The sequence below is a fragment of the Bartonella sp. MR90HLJMH genome, assembly GCF_042194115.1.
In the GTDB taxonomy this organism is placed as follows: domain Bacteria; phylum Pseudomonadota; class Alphaproteobacteria; order Rhizobiales; family Rhizobiaceae; genus Bartonella; species Bartonella grahamii.
The window spans coordinates 188,463-204,568 of the sequence record NZ_JBHIMM010000002.1 but is presented as its reverse complement, the minus strand read 5'-3'; the positions used below and the strand labels follow the sequence as shown (position 1 = coordinate 204,568).

Sequence of the window (16,106 nt, the reverse complement as noted above, 5' to 3'; positions counted from 1 at the left end):
ACAAACCTTGTTTTCTGAGATTAAGCCCCCCGAAGAGAGAGATTAAAGAATACCCTCAAAGGGAATTACACTGTGATACGTTGGATTTTTGCGCCACAACGGACTAATTTTTCCTCTAATCTCTCAAATCCACGATCAAGATGATAGACACGATTGACGATTGTTTCTCCCTTTGCTGCCAATGCTGCAATCACAAGAGAAACAGAAGCGCGCAAATCCGTCGCCATGACAGGAGCCCCTTGCAAATTCTCTGTTCCATAGACAGTTGCTGTCTGCCCATCAAGCTTTATCGAGGCCCCTAAACGATTGAGTTCTTGAACATGCATAAAACGATTTTCGAAAATCGTCTCTGTAATATGCGAGATTCCTTCAGCCCGTGTCATGAGCGCCATGAATTGCGCTTGGAGATCGGTTGGAAAAGCAGGATAAGGTCCTGTTTTAATATCAACAGGCATAATTTTTGTGTTCTTTGGATTTCGCTTAACATGAATTCCTTGAGGTTCTATTTGAATCTCGAGTCCTGTTTTTTGAAGCACCTTAAGCACTTTTGTAAGATGATTAGGATTTGCATTTTTAAGAAAGACATCGCCTCCTGTCATAGCAACAGCCATTGCATATGTCCCCGCTTCGATTCGATCAGCAATGACGCGTATTTTTGTTCCTTTAAGTTTTTTAACCCCTTCAATTGTAAGCGTTGTTGTTCCTTCACCAGTTATTTGAGCCCCCATAGCATTCAGGGTTCGAATAAGGTTTGCCACTTCTGGTTCACAAGCCGCATTCTCAAGAAAGGTTGTTCCCTCTGCCAATGTCGCCGCCATAAGCATTACATGTGTTCCACCAACTGTGACTTTAGGGAAACGATAGTGAGCACCTTTTAACCCCCTTGGTGCTTTTGCATGAACATATCCATTTTCGATCGTAATCTGTGCGCCTAAAGTTTTGAGTCCCTCAAGGATAAAATCGACAGGTCTTGTTCCGATAGCACATCCTCCAGGAAGCGACACATAAGCCTCTAAGCATCGTGCAAGGAGAGGTCCGATAACCCAAAAGCTTGCGCGCATTTTTTTCACCAGTTCGTACGGCGCACGTGTTGTCGCTATTTTTTGCGCAGTAAAATGAATTGTTCTTGAATTCACACACTCATCGTTAAACTCTTGTCCATCAACAGCATACCCAACACCATGATTATTGAGAATACGAATAAGCAGTTCGACATCGGCCAGATGAGGGATATTTTCTAAAGTGAGCGTTTCTTCTGTCAAAAGCGCCGCAATCATAAGAGGCAATGCAGCGTTTTTTGCCCCTGATATAGGAATGGTTCCTTTAAGCTTTTTCCCCCCAACAATTTGAATAGAATCCATAGTGTTTTCCCTCTTTTCCTTTGTGCCTGCCCTTCCAAAGGTTTTTCCCCCTTCGGGAAGTTATGCTTTATTAATCGTTTTAGAACGCATTCTAAATATGAGAACAAATTATTGAGAAGTTTAGTTGCAAAGCTTCACTAAAAAACATTTTTTTGCATTTTAGAGCTCTGTTTGCGCTCTTTGTCGGCTTTGCTCTTTTCGACGTTTCAGGTTTTGACGCAATTGTTGCGCCAATCTTTCTTGACGCCGTTTTGCTTTTTCATTTTGATGATTCATTTCATTTTGTTTTTGTTTTTGATGCATTTGTGTCATTGCGCAACCTTTTAAACAGTGTTGAGCTTCTATCCAAGCAACTCATAACCTTAAATATTTAAGCATATAAGAAACATATGTCATGACATAAGATACGTTTTCTTGCAAGAATATACAAATGTTCTCTTGCCTATTTTCTGACAATATGGCACAAGACAGCGCAAAGATTGAAAAGGGGCTGCGGTAGCTCAGTGGTAGAGCACTCCCTTGGTAAGGGAGAGGTCGAGAGTTCAATCCTCTCTCGCAGCACCATTTTATTCTTCTTTTGTTTATTCTTCTCCTACCCCTCTCCTCTTTTCTATAAGCATCAATCACCTCCATTGATCCTCCATCAACGAAAGTATCATGCGCAGCATTCTCTCCCCAGTGAGAAAGGCTCTTGCCTTATTTATTAGTGCCTCCCTAACACTCAACATCTAACACTCAACATAAAAGCAGCTAAAACCCACGGCCCCATACGTCTCCTGTCTCACTTCCCCAACACGCCTCCCACAGTTCCTCATGCATAGGCTCTTCATACCTCTCTTTCCCTATACCGACTAAAACAGATAGCCCCCAAAAAACAAAAGCATAACGCGCACCATTGTCACCGCCATAAAAAAGCACTTGGCCCTTTCATGAGTAAAATAATACCTCCCCCCCTTAACACTCAACACAAAAGCTCCCAGCCCCCCCCTTCTGTCCCAATACGTCTAAACAAACTTTAACGGTCTTAATTCCCCCTTCAAACATCTCCTTCCATTTCCCAACAAGTTTTCACATTCACTCCAAATCCCCTGCGCTTCCTGTGCCCCCTACTTGCCGCTCTCCTCAAACACCCCACTTGCTTTTCCCCCTCTGCTCTTTCCTTTTTATAAAACTTTTCCCCTGCTCAATGCTGTACAGATCCCTTTCTTGCCCGCCTCATTCTTGTTTTGCTCACCAGCAGACGCTTTGCATTCGCTCCCCGCTCTCTGTTTTTCCTTTCCTTCAAAGCAATTTCTGTCCTTATACTAAAACCTGTCTCAACACACTTAATTTGCTGTACCATCTTCTCCAAAGCCTCATTAAAACGGCTAATTTCATTTTCAAGCTTGCAAATATACGCTTCATCACGATAAGCACGTTTAATCAAAGGTGGCATATCAGGCCAATAGAGCATTAAATCCACCCATTCGCGTTGAGAAATCCATAACCCTCCTTGACATTGTGCTTTATGTTCTGCTGGAAAAGTCTTTTGCATAAAATGAGGGATCAAAATTTCAGGTTTTTTTGTTTTTATTTCTAATAAGCCATTTTCTCCCACAAAAGCATCGGGAGAAAATCCTTGTCCGCGATCATCTGCCAAAACAAAGCCAATACATTCAGGTTCTGTATGCGTAAGTTTTGCATAGAGTTGTCGTGCGATTGGTTCTAATTCTGTCCCACGTCGCTGAGAAACCGTTGTTCCTTCCTCAACGGTTTTTCCTGTAATTCTTTCTCCCGCCAATTTCATCATCACACTATGATATCGTGAAGTTTTTTGCCCCTGTTTTTTTTGTGCCATAACCATCTCAAACAAAGAAGCCGTAATCAAACCATTGCGTACTTTCTGCCATTCTTCCGTTCCCTGAATACAATCGATAATGATTGGCATAGTATTTCTCCCCTTCATCTTTAAAGTGTTTTTTGCAATATATCCTCTTTGAAACATTCACATTGTTTAAGCCTGTATCCCTCACACGGACTAAAGGCGACAGCATCCTTCAATGCATCCCTCAAGTATTGTGCCCCTAAAACAAAAAAACTGCTGCCCCCCTCAACATCCCCCCGCAAATTTCTCAATCACCCCAATGAAAAACCCAGCCGACAACTTTTCCCCCTCGCAAACCGCCCGCAATTTCTCATCCACAGACTCTTTTCTTCATATCCCCCTTTCCCATATCGGCTAAAAATTTTCCCCCAAGCTCCCCCCAAGAAGGAAAACATAACACGCATCATGGTCACCGCAATAAAAAAGCATTTGCCCTTTCATGAGTAAAATAATGCCCCCTTAACACTCAATATAAAAGCTCCCAGAACACACGTGTCCCAATACGTCTAAACAAGCTTTAACGGTCTTAATTCCCCCTTCAAACATCTCCTTCCATTTTCCAACATGCTTTACGTATCACTCCAAGCCACTGATAGTTACCTCTCCCCCCAATTTCCTCAATCCCCCCAATGAACCCAGCCGACAGCTTTTCCCCTCGCAAAGCTCCCGCAATTTCTCATCCCCCGCAATTTCTCATCCATAGGCTCTTTTCTTCATATCCCCTTTCCCATATCGGCTAAAAATTTTCCCCCAAGCTCCCCCCCCCCAAGAAGGAAAACATAACGCGCATCATGGTCACCGCAATAAAAAAAGCACTTGGGCCCATCATTGCGGCTCCCTTTTTCAATCTAGCTATTGCACGACGGAAAAATCATGGCGGCAATATTCTTCCTCCAATTTTTTTGCCATAAACTGAGCCACCTCTTGCGATATGAAAAGAATAGCGTTGTGTTTTTGTGGTTCGAGTCTGATTAAATTTCGCATATTTCCAGCATAATAAAGTGGAACCCCTTGATAAGAAGTCTTGAGATAACTTGGCATGTTTACCACCAATAATCTGTCAAGACATCACATGGGCGTAAACGATGCTGTTTTTCATAAGAGCCATAGAGATTATCTTCATAATCGCAAGCGGCTCTTTCATTTAAACAAACATGATAAGCTTCACTATTCAAAACGAAGGGCTGCAATGGCGTATTTTCTTCATTCATTTCATGATTTTCGACATAAAAGTCAGCGATTTGTTCCGTAACATCTTCAGCATGAGAAGTTGTCAGATCGAGTCGTAAAACTCTATAAACAGTTTCACATTCTTCAATCAGTTCGAGCACTTCTTCGATTTCATCGATTGGTCCTTCATAAGTATTAGGATTTTCCTCTTCGCATAAAACGATAATGATTTCATCCTCTTTAACGAATGGAATATTTTTCATGATTTCCCCCTTTAGATAGTTGATAAAGCATAGCCTTGTCTTGACAAGACTAAATATAGCGTTAGTCTTATATCCTCTATAGGAGAGATGTCAACCATTTTATCCTTCATAAAAGATATATTTTAAATCTCTGCGGGGTTCAAATGACATATGTAAATAAAAATCTATTATTCTTTGTTCCTCTCATGTCCCTTTGTTGTTCTCTATTTGTTCTTACTCGATTGCAATTATAAACACGCTGGAGAGATAAAATGAGTGATATAATATTAATAAAATACTGGAGTCGTCTTGATTCAAAAGCACAGAAGGAACTTATTTTGGAGCTTCGTCAACGGGTCGCCGCAAAAGAGTCAAAATCGCCTGTCTCTCTTGCGGAGAGAGTTTTGAAATAAGCTCTATAAATTCTTTATCTTCAGGGCTAGCCCCTTTACCGTAAAGAATATAATTCATACTGATATTAATTTCGTGACAAATTCGCGAAAGAGATTCGATTGTTGGTTCTTTTCCTTCAGAAAGAATAGAATGAAGGTATCCCGCACCTTTACCAGCAGAGAGGGAGATAGATCTTTTTGACCGCCCACTTTTTTCCAAAGCGATCCTTAATCTTTGACGCCAACCATCGATATTCATAATTTCACCATATAGCGCGTCTTTTACAAAAAACACGTCCTTTTTATAAAATTGGCTTGCATTATCCTCTAAAAAGGATAAAATTAAGGAAACAAATTTTACTTTTTAGGGGGGAAAATTTTTTATTTTTGGATCATAAAAACACTTTAACCACCCCAAAGGATATAAAAGCCACCTCCAAAAGTTGCTGCCCAAAAGCAGATATATTGAAAATGTGTGGTACTCTTTATTTTTTCCATCACCGCAATCTTAAATCGTAAGTTTGCATGCGCTTCAAGCACACCCACTCATTTATAAACGTCGCAAAGAAGCCTCTCGTCATCATCAAACAGAGCCAAACAAAACACAAGCTGAATCCCTATTTGCGCTTTTATCGTCAATAAGAATGTATAAAAAAAAGAAAGTAGACTGCAGTATGAAACACGCTAATCAACAAGAAACTCCTCATTATGAATCGTCCAGGCTTCCGTATGTTTGTTGGTATCAAAATGACTTTCTAGGAGGTGTTCGTGGGATGCGCGCACACGAGATTGGAATCTATACGATTCTTCTCAATGAAATGTATGCACGCGGTCGTCCTCTAGAAATATCGGAAGAACGTTTAGCGCGTCTTTGTGGTTGTGACAAGCGAACTTTTGTTAATGTTTTAGAAATGCTCATCCAAGAGGGTAAGATTTTAAATTTAGCCAATGGATTATGGAACAAGCGTTGCGAAAATGTTTTTCAAGAGCGTGAAAAATTGCTTGAACAAAAATCCTTTGCGGGTCGTTCTTCGGCAAAAAAGCGTAAAAAAATCAATGCTGAGATTCAACAACTGCTTAACGAGAGTACAAAAGATGCTGCACAAAGCTTAGAAGCTCAAAAGACAGAAGAAAAGAAAACACCTCACGGTGTTTTTGAAAAGAAAATTTTGTGTGATGAGATAGAACCTTGTTTTTCCTGCGAAGAAAACTTTGAACAAAGCGATCACCAGTCTCTCTCTTTAGCTCTTGATTCTGCTCTCCCTTCCCCTCCACAAGAAGAAGCGGAGCAAAAAAACGCCTCTCCCCTAAACACTCCACAAGCCGATTTTGCCCCCGCCCCTATTGCGCAAATTGTCATGGGGGAAAAAACAAAATCCGCCACCAATCTCCCACCCAGCAATCTTCCTGTATCCATCCCGCCTTCTTCCAACAAAAAAACCACCGCCTCAGTTGCCAAAGGACACCGTCTTCCTGAACATTGGCAAGCAGACATCAAGGCGGCAGTTTCAGAAGGTTTGAGTGAAAGCCAAGCCTATTGGCAAGAAAAGAAGTTTCGCGACTATTGGCAAGCCAAGAGCGGAAAAGAAGCTCTCAAAGTAGACTGGCAAGCCACATGGCGCAACTGGTTTCGCCGTGAGATCGAACGGCTAGAACAGCAAAAACAGGGAAGCTCCTCATCTTTCATCTCTGAGAACAACGACATGCTTTACCGCAGTTTGATCAACTATAGCGACAATTCTTGACATCACACGAACAACGTATTTTTCAAGCACGCGCGGGGACAAAAAATGTTTCAAAACCATAAAAATAACAACAAAAACAACAATGAAATAAGCTATTCATACAGCAAAACAAGTCAACACCACCCCTACAACTCTCATCACAAAAGTGCTCGCCCTACACACGCCTCATCTCTTGCACGCAAAGGAACACAAACGCTCTCCAGCCTCTGTGTATCCATCCCGCCTTCTTCCAACAAAAAAACCACCGCCTCAGTTGCCAAAGGACACCGTCTTCCATGCCCTTAGCAAATAGTTATCAACGCAGCAGTTTCAGAAACTTTCAGCAAAGATCATACCCTTCAAACAACGCTCGTCAGCCTTTCAGCATCCACCCCCTCTTTCTCGAGCAACACCCTTCTTCCAATTACCGCCCTTGCCAAAAAGGGTACCGTCTTCCTGAGCATTAGCAAGCAGACATCAAGGCAGCAGTTTCAGAAGGTTTGAGTGAAAGCCAAGCCCATTGGCAAGCCAAGGAGTTTCGCGACTATTGGCAAGCAAAGAGCGACAAAGAAGCTCTCAAAGTAGACTGGCAAGCCCCATAGCACCACGGATTTCACTATCAGATCGAACAGCTAGAACAGCAAAAAGAGAATTCCCCCACATCTTGAGAAAAACAACAATCATTTCACGAATGACCATGAGCACAATTTTTGAAATCAAACAAAAACTTATCTCACAAGCAGATAGAATAGTAGAAATGCTTCTTCCCCAAGGGCACAAACGAGGCAACAATTGGATTGTAGGCAACACACGTGGTGAAGCTGGTCAAAGTTTATCAATTTGCTTGAGTGGCAGTAAAGCAGGACTTTGGTATGATTTTGCAGAAGGCACTGGAGGAGATCTTTTAGACCTTTGGTGTGAAGTCAAAGGCATTAGCCTCTCTCAAGCATTAGAAGAAGCACGCGCGACTCTCAATCTGACACGCCCAAAACCCTTTATGGTCCCTCATCGTTCCTATCGCCGTCCACCGGTTCCTACAGGGCAGACCCCGCAGAATCTGGTAAAAAACTATCTCCACAAAGAACGCCACATTCCTCTAGAGATTATAAAGCGTTACCGCATAGGAGAAAATGGTGAAAAAATCATTTTCCCCTTTTATAAACCCGATGGCACCCTTGCTCTAGTTAAAGAACGGCTCGCGCAAGCAGGAGCAAAAAGCAAACCAACAGCCTCTCAATGTGAACCGATTTTGTTTGGTTGGCAAGCCCTTTGCCCCACGCAAAACACACCCTCAACCAACCCAACCTCTGCACACGCATCCCAAAATACACCCTCAACCCACCCCGCCTCTACACAGGCATCCCAAAATACCCCCTCAACCAACCCCACCTCTACACACGCATCCCAAAACACCGCCTCAGCCCACCCCGCCTCCACGCACACGGCCCAACAGGCAACCCAGCACGCGCCGTTTCCCACTTTTTCTTCAACAAACCGTACAATTGTTATCACTGAAGGAGAAATTGATGCACTTTCCTTAGCTGCCTATGGATATCCGGCGGTTTCTGTTCCCTTTGGGGGAGGAAGTGGAGGCAAACACAACTGGATTGAAAATGAATTTGATCATTTAGAATCTTTTGAAACGATTTTTTTAGCCACCGATATGGACCAGCCCGGAGAAGAAGCAGCCCTCGAGATTGCCAGCAGGCTTGGACGCCACCGTTGCTACCGTGTACGTTTACCCCTTAAAGATGCTAATGACTGTTTAACCGCAGGGATTGATAAAGCCACCATAAAAGCCGCCTTTTCCTCAGCACAAAGCTTTGCACCAGAAGGTTTACGGCGCGCCTCAGACTATAAAGATCAAGTGATTGGGCTTTTTTGGCCAGAGCCTGAAAAACATCTTGGTTATACGGTTCCCTATCCTAAACTGAAGGACAAATTGCATTTCCGCCCAGCAGAATTAACGCTTTGGAGTGGTGCCAGTGGTGCAGGAAAAAGCCAATTGTTATCAGACTGTATTCCCCATTGGATTGCGCAAAAGAGTCGCCTTTGCTTAGCATCTCTAGAAATGAAAGGAGAACAATCTTTACGGCGCTTAACCAAACAAACAGGCGGCTTAGAAAAGCCTACAAAAGAGACGATTGAACGGATTCTTCATTTTTTAGACGATGGGCTTATTCTTTATGAACATGTTGGCAAATCAAGCGTTGACACCTTGCTTGATGTCTTTGACTATTGTCGTGCGCGCTATGGCTGCGATCAATTTATCATCGACAGTCTCATGCGGCTTGGCATTGCCTCTGATGATTATGCAAGACAAGAACAAGCCGTTTATAAAATGGTTGATTGGGCTGTTTTAAACAGTGTACACATTCATCTTGTAGCCCATGCCCGCAAAGGCGGTCTGGATAAAGATATCCCCAGCACAGAAGACATTAAAGGTGCCTCAGAAATTGGCGCCAATGCCTTTAATATCATCACCATTTGGCGCAATCGATCGTTAGAAGACAAAATCTTTGCCGCCTCTCTAGCACAAGAAAAAGCAGATTTAGCCAAACGCCCTGGCGTCATTATGAATATTGCCAAACAACGTTCTGGTGATTTTGAAGGCAAAATAGGGCTTTGGTTTGATCCTCAAACCTACCGCTATCGCTGTTCTTTTGAACAAACATTCCCTCGACGTTATCTGTAATGCTCCATAAACCCCACTCTCTTTAAAAACGCCTCCGCCTTCACACGCGCACGCCTTGCTCCCACAGAAACAACAGGAAGGATAAATCCACAAATGATAAAAAACACCCAATCCTTCGAGAACCAAAGCCAGCCCAACCCCATATTCTCTGCTCCCAAACGCAAACAAAAAAAGATCGCTCCAACAACGGCGCAAAACACCAGCCCCTTCAATAGCCACAAACAACGCGTCAGCACCCCATCTTGCCGCCCCCTCATATGCAAAATCAAGAACCACTCCAACACTACAGCAAACACGATCCCTATCAAGGACAGGAGTCCCCACGGTATATCCATACTCTCCATCCCCTAAAAGAGCCAAAAAAAAGACGACTCCTAAAATACAGTAAAACAGCACTTCCTTCAAAAAGAGGGAAATACCACAAATACAATAAAACGCCGCCCGCCACCACGGAATATCGAAGCGCTTGGAAACTTTATAAGTACCAATAACGACAACAATAAAAAGGTAGGAAAACACCAACAACAGCAAAAAAAACAAATCGTTCGACATCACATACCCCTCACAGCAAGCACATTAAAGGTCACACCCATGGAGAAAAAAAACACCACCTACCTCAAGAACCAAGCCCCTAGAACACGCGCACGCCTTACACCCTGATAAATCAAAGGAGAAAGAAATCCAACAATAAAGAGAAACACCCTCTCATTCGAGAACCAAAGCCAGCTCAACCCTAGATTCTCTGCTCCCTCGCGGGTAAAAAAAGGATTAGTGCCAAAATGCAGCAAAACAGCACAAAATTCAAAGCACGCAACAACCTCTGTAACACCGTATCACTTTGCTCGCGTATAAAGAACCCCAAGAGCACTTTCAACAATACAGTCAAAAGCAATCCCTTTAAGAATACCGCCCTTATGCTATCCATATCCCTGACGCCCACAGCAGCAAACCACAGGATAAAGCCCATCATGCAACAAAACATGACCGCCTTCAAGAACACTTGCCCCGCCACAGGCATACTCTTGACGCCCAGATGCACCAAACCAAGGACAGTTGCAAAAATGCAAGAAAACACCGCCCCCTTCAACAACAGCTCCCCACCAACAGCGCGACTGCCCACGCCCACATAAACAAAACCAAGGTAGGTGGCAACAATGCCATAAAGCACCACCCACCTCCAAAACATCCACCCTGTAACAGAGCGACGCTTTGCTCCCTCATAAATAAAAATCAAGGCCAGAGCAAAAAAGCAGAAAAAAACCAACAACAGCCAAAACATCACATCGTTCGACATCAAATACCCCTCACAGTAATAACATCAAAGATCACGCCCGTAGGGAAGAGAAACGCTCATTCTTTTTAAGCCCCCCAACAGTACACGCACACACCGTACCCCCTCCAGAGCAAAAAAAGGAACAAGTCCAATAGTGCCCGCAAACACCCCATTGTTCGAGATCACAAACCAGCGAACCCCCATATGCTTGGCCCCATTATGCGCCAATCCAACAACAGCTCCAACAACGCAGGAAAACACCGCTAACTTCAAAAAAGATACCCCACGCGATATCCCCTTACCCCGCACCTTCATAAGTAAAAATCAGAGACCATGCCAAAAATGCAGCAAAAGATCAATCCTTTACAAAGAATGAAAGCCTAAACCCAAGACGCTTTGCCCCTAGACAAATAAGACCAAGGACAAGACCAAAGACAACGCCAAAAAGAATGTAAAAAACCCACTTGTTTGAGAACCACACCCAAGTCAAACCAAAATGCTCAGCTTTCGCATAAACAAACTTAGAGGTCACGCCAACAAAGAATGCAAGCACCCCACCCTTAAAAAAGTCCTTCCTTGTAAACCCAAAAAACCTTATTCCCACATAAATAGAAATAAAGGCGAGAGCCAAAGGGCAGAAAAATACCAACCACTGCAAAAACATCAAATCGTTCGACATCAAATACCCCTCACAGTAATAACATCAAAGATCACGCCCGTGGGGAAGAGAAACGCTCATTCTTTTTAAGCCCCCCAACAGTACACGCATACACCGTACCCCCTCCAGAGCAAAAAAAGGAACAAGTCCAATAGTGCCCGCAAACACCCCATTGTTCGAGATCACAAACCAGCGAACCCCCATATGCTTGGCGCCATTATACGCCAATCCAACAACAGCTCCAACAACGCAGGAAAACACCGCTAACTTCAAAAAAGACACCCCACGCGATATCCATTTACCCCGCACCCTCATAAGCAAAACCAAGGACAGCCCCAGCAATGCAACAAACACCGCTCCGATCACTAAAAATTCCCACGATATATCAAAACGCTTCGCTCCCTTATAAGCAAAGCCAAGAACCACTACAGCAATGGTGCAAAACACCACAGCCTTGAAAAACACGCCCCACGATACAGTTCTACTGTTTGCTCCCACAACAATAAAACAAAAGGTCGCTCCAGCAATGCAAGAAAGTTCCACCCCCTGCCAAAACACCTCCCACGTAATAACCGGTCGCCCCGCATCCTCATAAGCAAAACCAAGGACCAAGCCAATAACGCAGAAAAACGCCAGCCCCTTCAAAAACATGTCCCGCGCAACCACCATATGCCCCGCTCCTTTATTAAGTAAAAATCAGAGACCATGCCAAAAATGCAGCAAAAGATCAATCCTTTTCAAAGAATGAAAGCCTAAACCCAAGACGCTTTGCCTCTAGATAAATAAGCCCAAGGACAAGACCAAAGACAACGCCAAAAAGAATGTGAAAGACCCACTTGTTTGAGAACCACACCCAAGTCAAACCAAAATGCTCAGCTTGCGCATAAACAAACTTAGAGACAGTGATAATAATGAAGCTCAACGCCATTTTTTTTAAAAAGCCTTCCTTGTAACCCCGAAAGACCTCATTGCCGCATAAACAGACACAAAGACAAGAGCAACAAAGCAGAAAACCTCCAACCATGGCAAAAAAAACAAATCATGCGGCATCAATATCCCCCACAGCAGTAAAATTAAAGGTCACGCTCATCATGCAGAAAAACGCCAGCCCCTTCAAAAACATGTCCCGCGCAACCACCATACGCCCCGCTCCTTCATAAGTAAAAATCAGAGACCATGCCAAAAATGCAGCAAAAGATCAATCCTTTTCAAAGAATGAAAGCCTAAACCCAAGACGCTTTGCCCCACGATAAATAAGCCCAAGGACAAGACCAAAGACAACGCCAAAAAGAATGTTAAACACCCACCTGTTTGAGAACCACACCCAAGTCAAACCAAAAAGCTCAGCTTGCGCATAAATAAAATCAATGACAGCAGCAAAAATGAAGCTCAACAACAACATCTTGAAGAACAAACCCTGATTTACACCACGCCGCTGCATTACTTCATAACCCAACATAAGGAAAATGCCGGGAGTGCCATAAAATACCACAGCCCGTAAAAATACTCCCCACGTCATCCCCAACGCCTTCATTTCCATATAAACAGACACAAAGACAACAACCACAATGCAGAAAAATACTAGTCTTTTCAAAGACAAAGCACCGCGCAACATCATTCCACTCCCCCATCAAGCCATTCAAGGAAAATCCACCATGCAACAAAACACCCCTCTTTTCAAGAGTCAAATCCATGGGGCTCCCCCACACAAACGCAACAGTCCAAGTCACCCCCAAGAGCGCACAACCCTCACGCACACTCCAACACATGTCTTCCTCTAATCCCCCTGTTTTGCCTAGAGCAAGCAACATTTTTTAAAAACGAGAAGCAAACGATAATTTTTAAGGAGATGATATGACCCATCAAGAGAGAAAAAATACGCAAACCTGCCCGCTTGACCATCAAGATAAAGGAAGGCACATTGGTCATTTAAAGGCGCAAGAAATCCCTGTTGAAACGAGCAATCCTTATTTTCAATCCAATCATCCAGAAAACTCCAGCAATCCGCGTACCATCAATGCCATTGCCAATGCACAAAGCCATCCCATTGCACTTTTATATGCCAAAGGACATCTCAGCAAAGCCCAATATAAAGCGGCAGAACGTTTTTATTTTTACTGGCGTCAAAGTCAAGCCGATCTCCACATGAGCCTTGACTACACCCGTGAAAAGGTTTCCTGTAGCCAAGGGTACACACACCCCATTGAACGTCAAATAGAAGCATCCAATCATTTAAAAACAATCAAAGTTCAACTGGGTATTCTTGGCTATTCACTGCTTGAACGCGTTATCGGCTATGGACAAGCAATCAAAGAATTAAGTTCTTCAAAACGCAAACAAAATTCCCTTGCCGATCATTTACGAGATTGTTTAGACTTGTTAGCATTTCATTGGGGATATGCAAACCATAAACATTCTGAATAATCCCCCTCCTCGCCATTCTAAGCTACCTCCCATGTTGCTGCCCCCTCTAAAGCCCCCCACATGGGCTCAACCATCCAGAAGCTCCCCCCCAACCTCTTCCATCCCCTCACCCCCCCAAAGAATGCAGCTTCATAAAACCCTTGTGCTCAAGATACACTCCGCACCCTTAAAAACAAAAATCCTTCCCCCACACCAGTCCTGTAATCATGGGGTGCTTTTACGTTTATTCGTTTTTTATTGAAGAATACGTTTTGTCTAAGATGCTTGCATGCATCATAACAGCTTTAAATACAGTTTAATTGTTTAATTAATATCGAGTCTCAAAATAAATATTCAATTGAAAAAAGTATTCATTAATTTTTAATGCAAAATGACATAATCTTCTTTTTTGTAAAAAGTATTTTTTATATTGATATCTTTTCAATTCTCTGCTAATCATAGCATAATAGTTTTGTAAGTATGAATTTGCGGATTGAATACAGTCTTTTGAGTTCATTTTTTTAACATGTCCTACTAGCCAATGTTAAAATTCTCCTGCTTTTAGTCCTCTGATTACAACAGGGGACTTTTTTTACGACTGTACTTTTTTATAACTGTGTTGTCTTAAATCACTCTCTTATGAGCTTTGTTATATTCCTCCATAAAATCTCCCCGCAAAATGGATCATTCTTTTGTCAAATTGGCTTGCGTTCCATCCTCAAAGAACAAAGCTTTTTAACCCAATCTGATCTACAAACAGCTTGGATAGACTTCACTCTTGATTTTCCATTCAGGATTTTCAGCTAAACTCAAGGTGCGACAAAACAAGCTCTGCCCTAAAAATCCACCGCACCCTTAAAAAAACACTTCAATATATCCAAAGCGGCTGGCTCTCATATCACCAAACCGCAAATGACAGTGTTTTACGACATAACAGAATGACTTATATTTAATGCCTTTCTTTATCCTGTACCCCACCAAAAGGTTGATGTATCACGACACCATATTGATTTATAATTATAATCACCCGTTCTTCATATTAAAATAAGAGACCCGAATATCATAGGGGTTCTCTCATTTTAAATTTATTTCAGGTTGCAAGAATCAACGCCATGTCTTTTGCACATTACCAACATGAGAGACATATGAAATAAAACACTTCAAAGATAAAGAATCAAAATGCCTCTTATAAACACGCTCAAGCACTAAAGGCTGTCATCACATTAGGCACTAGAATAGTATGATAGTGCTGGCTTTCCCCTTATGAGCTTTTAAAGAAGGGCTTATCCACTTCACGAGAGATTTCCCCATTATCCCATTCACCAACATCCCCATTCACCAACATTATTGTGAGATAAGACAACATGATGTTTTTTAAATAAGGACGTAAATGTGCAACACAAATATATTCTGTTTAGAACATTCTGTTTTACGTAAGGCGCGTAAAACCCCATTAAAAAACTGGTATCCCCACGAGAAAAAATCTAAAGCGTGAGGATAAAAACATAAAGCAAGCGTGATTCCATTCAGCTATTGCTCTTTAACCGTCAAACCGCATAAAACATAGATCCGGAAAGACGGAGGGAAGCTTTATCCATAGCACTTCATATTCTTCTCAAATATGTTGATCTTCCTGCTTTAAAAGATAAACTAAAAATATATACAACATCTCTCCTAACACCCCCCTCTTTCTAGCATCCCTCAAGAATCAAACGTTATACAGCTCATTTTGTCATATTATAAAGCACTGTTATTTTAAGGCGGTGTTGAAACAGTTAAAATAATTAAAGTGTTTAGCCAACGCCATTAGCGAAGCAAAAAAACAAACTGTTGAAAAGCAGTGTAAATCTTGTGTAAACATAAAAAAAACAAGAAAAAGGCACAAAAATATCTTAATTATTATAAAAATACTCAGCGTCTTTTACGATTGTATTGACGAACAACCCTGATCACATAATCATCTTAAATGTTGAGAATAAAGAATGAATAGCCCTAACAAATACAGCAACCTATCAATAAAAATATAAAAACAAATCTTTTGGCTATCCCTGTTTTTTACGGAATATGCCTTTCCCTTTGGATACTGCTCACTCTCATGAAGCAGCATCCAAACTGTAGAGGATGCACTCCGCCTTCAAAAGAGTGCATCCTTCCCCTCAACGGATACTGCTCAACCCTGATAAAGCAGTATCCAAACTGTAGAGGATGCACTCCAGCCCTCAAAAGAGTGCATCCTTCCCCTCAACGGGATACTGCTCAACCCTGATAAAGCAGTATCCAAACTGTAGAGGATGCACTCCAGCCCTCAAAAGAGTGCATCCTTC

The 16,106-nt window shown here is 42.4% G+C and carries 19 protein-coding genes and 1 tRNA gene; 4 read left to right on the top strand and 16 right to left on the bottom strand.

The window, feature by feature from the left end; translation table 11 throughout:
* Window positions 1-65: 65 nt before the first annotated feature.
* Together murA and ACFIJ9_RS02175 are read right to left on the bottom strand one after the other, a co-directional pair.
* Window positions 66-1,361, bottom strand: coding sequence for a UDP-N-acetylglucosamine 1-carboxyvinyltransferase (gene murA / locus ACFIJ9_RS02180; protein ID WP_375635613.1), 1,296 nt, complete (start codon window positions 1,359-1,361; stop codon window positions 66-68).
* Between the two features lie 159 nt (window positions 1,362-1,520).
* Complete coding sequence (locus ACFIJ9_RS02175) at window positions 1,521-1,673, bottom strand: hypothetical protein (protein ID WP_375635612.1); 153 nt, start codon at window positions 1,671-1,673, stop codon at window positions 1,521-1,523.
* A 177-nt stretch (window positions 1,674-1,850) separates the two neighbouring features.
* Between ACFIJ9_RS02175 and ACFIJ9_RS02170 the strand changes: the two genes are divergently transcribed.
* Window positions 1,851-1,925 (top strand) — tRNA-Thr (locus ACFIJ9_RS02170).
* A gap of 619 nt (window positions 1,926-2,544) precedes the next feature.
* Here the strand turns inward: ACFIJ9_RS02170 and ACFIJ9_RS02165 are convergent.
* The 4 genes from ACFIJ9_RS02165 to ACFIJ9_RS02150 form a co-directional block, all read right to left on the bottom strand.
* Window positions 2,545-3,288 carry a YqaJ viral recombinase family protein gene (locus tag ACFIJ9_RS02165; protein WP_375635611.1) on the bottom strand — a complete coding sequence of 248 codons (744 nt, stop codon included), beginning with the start codon at window positions 3,286-3,288 and terminating at the stop codon, window positions 2,545-2,547.
* Window positions 3,289-4,077: 789 nt separating this feature from the next.
* The gene (locus ACFIJ9_RS02160; protein ID WP_375635610.1) at window positions 4,078-4,266 is read right to left on the bottom strand and encodes a hypothetical protein; all 189 of its coding nucleotides are present in this window, start codon (window positions 4,264-4,266) and stop codon (window positions 4,078-4,080) included.
* Between the two features lie 2 nt (window positions 4,267-4,268).
* Complete coding sequence (locus tag ACFIJ9_RS02155; RefSeq protein ID WP_015856872.1) at window positions 4,269-4,658, bottom strand: hypothetical protein; 390 nt, start codon at window positions 4,656-4,658, stop codon at window positions 4,269-4,271.
* Between the two features lie 312 nt (window positions 4,659-4,970).
* Complete coding sequence (locus ACFIJ9_RS02150; protein ID WP_015857134.1) at window positions 4,971-5,288, bottom strand: transcriptional regulator; 318 nt, start codon at window positions 5,286-5,288, stop codon at window positions 4,971-4,973.
* Window positions 5,289-5,703: 415 nt separating this feature from the next.
* On the opposite strand from ACFIJ9_RS02150, the gene ACFIJ9_RS02145 reads away from it, so the two are divergent.
* Window positions 5,704-6,774, top strand: a complete 1,071-nt coding sequence (locus ACFIJ9_RS02145; RefSeq protein WP_375635609.1) for a YdaU family protein — start codon at window positions 5,704-5,706, stop codon at window positions 6,772-6,774.
* Window positions 6,775-6,911: 137 nt separating this feature from the next.
* On the opposite strand, the gene ACFIJ9_RS02140 is transcribed toward ACFIJ9_RS02145, so the two are convergent.
* Window positions 6,912-7,034 (bottom strand): hypothetical protein, encoded by a 123-nt coding sequence (locus tag ACFIJ9_RS02140; RefSeq protein WP_375635608.1) that lies wholly within the window; start codon window positions 7,032-7,034, stop codon window positions 6,912-6,914.
* 295 nt (window positions 7,035-7,329) lie between these two features.
* Window positions 7,330-7,452, bottom strand: a complete 123-nt coding sequence (locus ACFIJ9_RS02135) for a hypothetical protein (RefSeq protein ID WP_273788622.1) — start codon at window positions 7,450-7,452, stop codon at window positions 7,330-7,332.
* Between ACFIJ9_RS02135 and ACFIJ9_RS02130 the strand changes: the two genes are divergently transcribed.
* A complete protein-coding gene (locus ACFIJ9_RS02130) occupies window positions 7,451-9,448 on the top strand; it encodes a toprim domain-containing protein (protein ID WP_375635607.1) in 1,998 nt (665 codons plus the stop codon). The genes ACFIJ9_RS02135 and ACFIJ9_RS02130 overlap by 2 nt on opposite strands.
* Here the strand turns inward: ACFIJ9_RS02130 and ACFIJ9_RS02125 are convergent.
* The 8 genes from ACFIJ9_RS02125 to ACFIJ9_RS02090 all read right to left on the bottom strand — a co-directional run bounded on the left by ACFIJ9_RS02125 (window position 9,439) and on the right by ACFIJ9_RS02090 (window position 13,148).
* Window positions 9,439-9,783 (bottom strand): hypothetical protein, encoded by a 345-nt coding sequence (locus ACFIJ9_RS02125; protein ID WP_375635606.1) that lies wholly within the window; start codon window positions 9,781-9,783, stop codon window positions 9,439-9,441. The two genes, ACFIJ9_RS02130 and ACFIJ9_RS02125, sit on opposite strands and share 10 nt — an antisense overlap.
* Before the next feature lie 398 nt (window positions 9,784-10,181).
* Window positions 10,182-10,742: a hypothetical protein gene (locus tag ACFIJ9_RS02120; RefSeq protein WP_375635605.1), complete on the bottom strand. Its 561-nt coding sequence runs from the start codon at window positions 10,740-10,742 to the stop codon at window positions 10,182-10,184.
* A gap of 24 nt (window positions 10,743-10,766) precedes the next feature.
* Window positions 10,767-10,994 carry a hypothetical protein gene (locus tag ACFIJ9_RS02115; RefSeq protein WP_375635604.1) on the bottom strand — a complete coding sequence of 76 codons (228 nt, stop codon included), beginning with the start codon at window positions 10,992-10,994 and terminating at the stop codon, window positions 10,767-10,769.
* Between the two features lie 82 nt (window positions 10,995-11,076).
* Window positions 11,077-11,400 carry a hypothetical protein gene (locus ACFIJ9_RS02110; RefSeq protein WP_375635603.1) on the bottom strand — a complete coding sequence of 108 codons (324 nt, stop codon included), beginning with the start codon at window positions 11,398-11,400 and terminating at the stop codon, window positions 11,077-11,079.
* A 24-nt stretch (window positions 11,401-11,424) separates the two neighbouring features.
* Window positions 11,425-12,048: a hypothetical protein gene (locus ACFIJ9_RS02105; protein WP_375635602.1), complete on the bottom strand. Its 624-nt coding sequence runs from the start codon at window positions 12,046-12,048 to the stop codon at window positions 11,425-11,427.
* A 58-nt stretch (window positions 12,049-12,106) separates the two neighbouring features.
* Window positions 12,107-12,307: a hypothetical protein gene (locus ACFIJ9_RS02100; RefSeq protein WP_375635601.1), complete on the bottom strand. Its 201-nt coding sequence runs from the start codon at window positions 12,305-12,307 to the stop codon at window positions 12,107-12,109.
* A gap of 270 nt (window positions 12,308-12,577) precedes the next feature.
* Window positions 12,578-12,820 carry a hypothetical protein gene (locus ACFIJ9_RS02095; RefSeq protein ID WP_375635600.1) on the bottom strand — a complete coding sequence of 81 codons (243 nt, stop codon included), beginning with the start codon at window positions 12,818-12,820 and terminating at the stop codon, window positions 12,578-12,580.
* Window positions 12,821-12,824: 4 nt separating this feature from the next.
* Window positions 12,825-13,148 carry a hypothetical protein gene (locus ACFIJ9_RS02090; protein WP_375635599.1) on the bottom strand — a complete coding sequence of 108 codons (324 nt, stop codon included), beginning with the start codon at window positions 13,146-13,148 and terminating at the stop codon, window positions 12,825-12,827.
* Window positions 13,149-13,233: 85 nt separating this feature from the next.
* Between ACFIJ9_RS02090 and ACFIJ9_RS02085 the strand changes: the two genes are divergently transcribed.
* Window positions 13,234-13,803: a hypothetical protein gene (locus ACFIJ9_RS02085; RefSeq protein WP_375635598.1), complete on the top strand. Its 570-nt coding sequence runs from the start codon at window positions 13,234-13,236 to the stop codon at window positions 13,801-13,803.
* The last annotated feature ends 2,303 nt before the right edge of the window (window positions 13,804-16,106 follow it).

Coding starts and splice junctions, on each gene's coding strand:
- murA (WP_375635613.1), bottom strand. CDS start 1,361: ATGGATTCTATTCAAATTGTTGGGGGGAAAAAGCTTAAAGGAACCATT.
- ACFIJ9_RS02175 (WP_375635612.1), bottom strand. CDS start 1,673: ATGACACAAATGCATCAAAAACAAAAACAAAATGAAATGAATCATCAA.
- ACFIJ9_RS02165 (WP_375635611.1), bottom strand. CDS start 3,288: ATGCCAATCATTATCGATTGTATTCAGGGAACGGAAGAATGGCAGAAA.
- ACFIJ9_RS02160 (WP_375635610.1), bottom strand. CDS start 4,266: ATGCCAAGTTATCTCAAGACTTCTTATCAAGGGGTTCCACTTTATTAT.
- ACFIJ9_RS02155 (WP_015856872.1), bottom strand. CDS start 4,658: ATGAAAAATATTCCATTCGTTAAAGAGGATGAAATCATTATCGTTTTA.
- ACFIJ9_RS02150 (WP_015857134.1), bottom strand. CDS start 5,288: ATGAATATCGATGGTTGGCGTCAAAGATTAAGGATCGCTTTGGAAAAA.
- ACFIJ9_RS02145 (WP_375635609.1), top strand. CDS start 5,704: ATGAAACACGCTAATCAACAAGAAACTCCTCATTATGAATCGTCCAGG.
- ACFIJ9_RS02130 (WP_375635607.1), top strand. CDS start 7,451: ATGAGCACAATTTTTGAAATCAAACAAAAACTTATCTCACAAGCAGAT.
- ACFIJ9_RS02135 (WP_273788622.1), bottom strand. CDS start 7,452: ATGGTCATTCGTGAAATGATTGTTGTTTTTCTCAAGATGTGGGGGAAT.
- ACFIJ9_RS02125 (WP_375635606.1), bottom strand. CDS start 9,783: ATGGATATACCGTGGGGACTCCTGTCCTTGATAGGGATCGTGTTTGCT.
- ACFIJ9_RS02120 (WP_375635605.1), bottom strand. CDS start 10,742: ATGTCGAACGATGTGATGTTTTGGCTGTTGTTGGTTTTTTTCTGCTTT.
- ACFIJ9_RS02110 (WP_375635603.1), bottom strand. CDS start 11,400: ATGTCGAACGATTTGATGTTTTTGCAGTGGTTGGTATTTTTCTGCCCT.
- ACFIJ9_RS02105 (WP_375635602.1), bottom strand. CDS start 12,048: ATGGTGGTTGCGCGGGACATGTTTTTGAAGGGGCTGGCGTTTTTCTGC.
- ACFIJ9_RS02100 (WP_375635601.1), bottom strand. CDS start 12,307: ATGGCGTTGAGCTTCATTATTATCACTGTCTCTAAGTTTGTTTATGCG.
- ACFIJ9_RS02095 (WP_375635600.1), bottom strand. CDS start 12,820: ATGCAGCGGCGTGGTGTAAATCAGGGTTTGTTCTTCAAGATGTTGTTG.
- ACFIJ9_RS02090 (WP_375635599.1), bottom strand. CDS start 13,148: ATGTGTTGGAGTGTGCGTGAGGGTTGTGCGCTCTTGGGGGTGACTTGG.
- ACFIJ9_RS02085 (WP_375635598.1), top strand. CDS start 13,234: ATGACCCATCAAGAGAGAAAAAATACGCAAACCTGCCCGCTTGACCAT.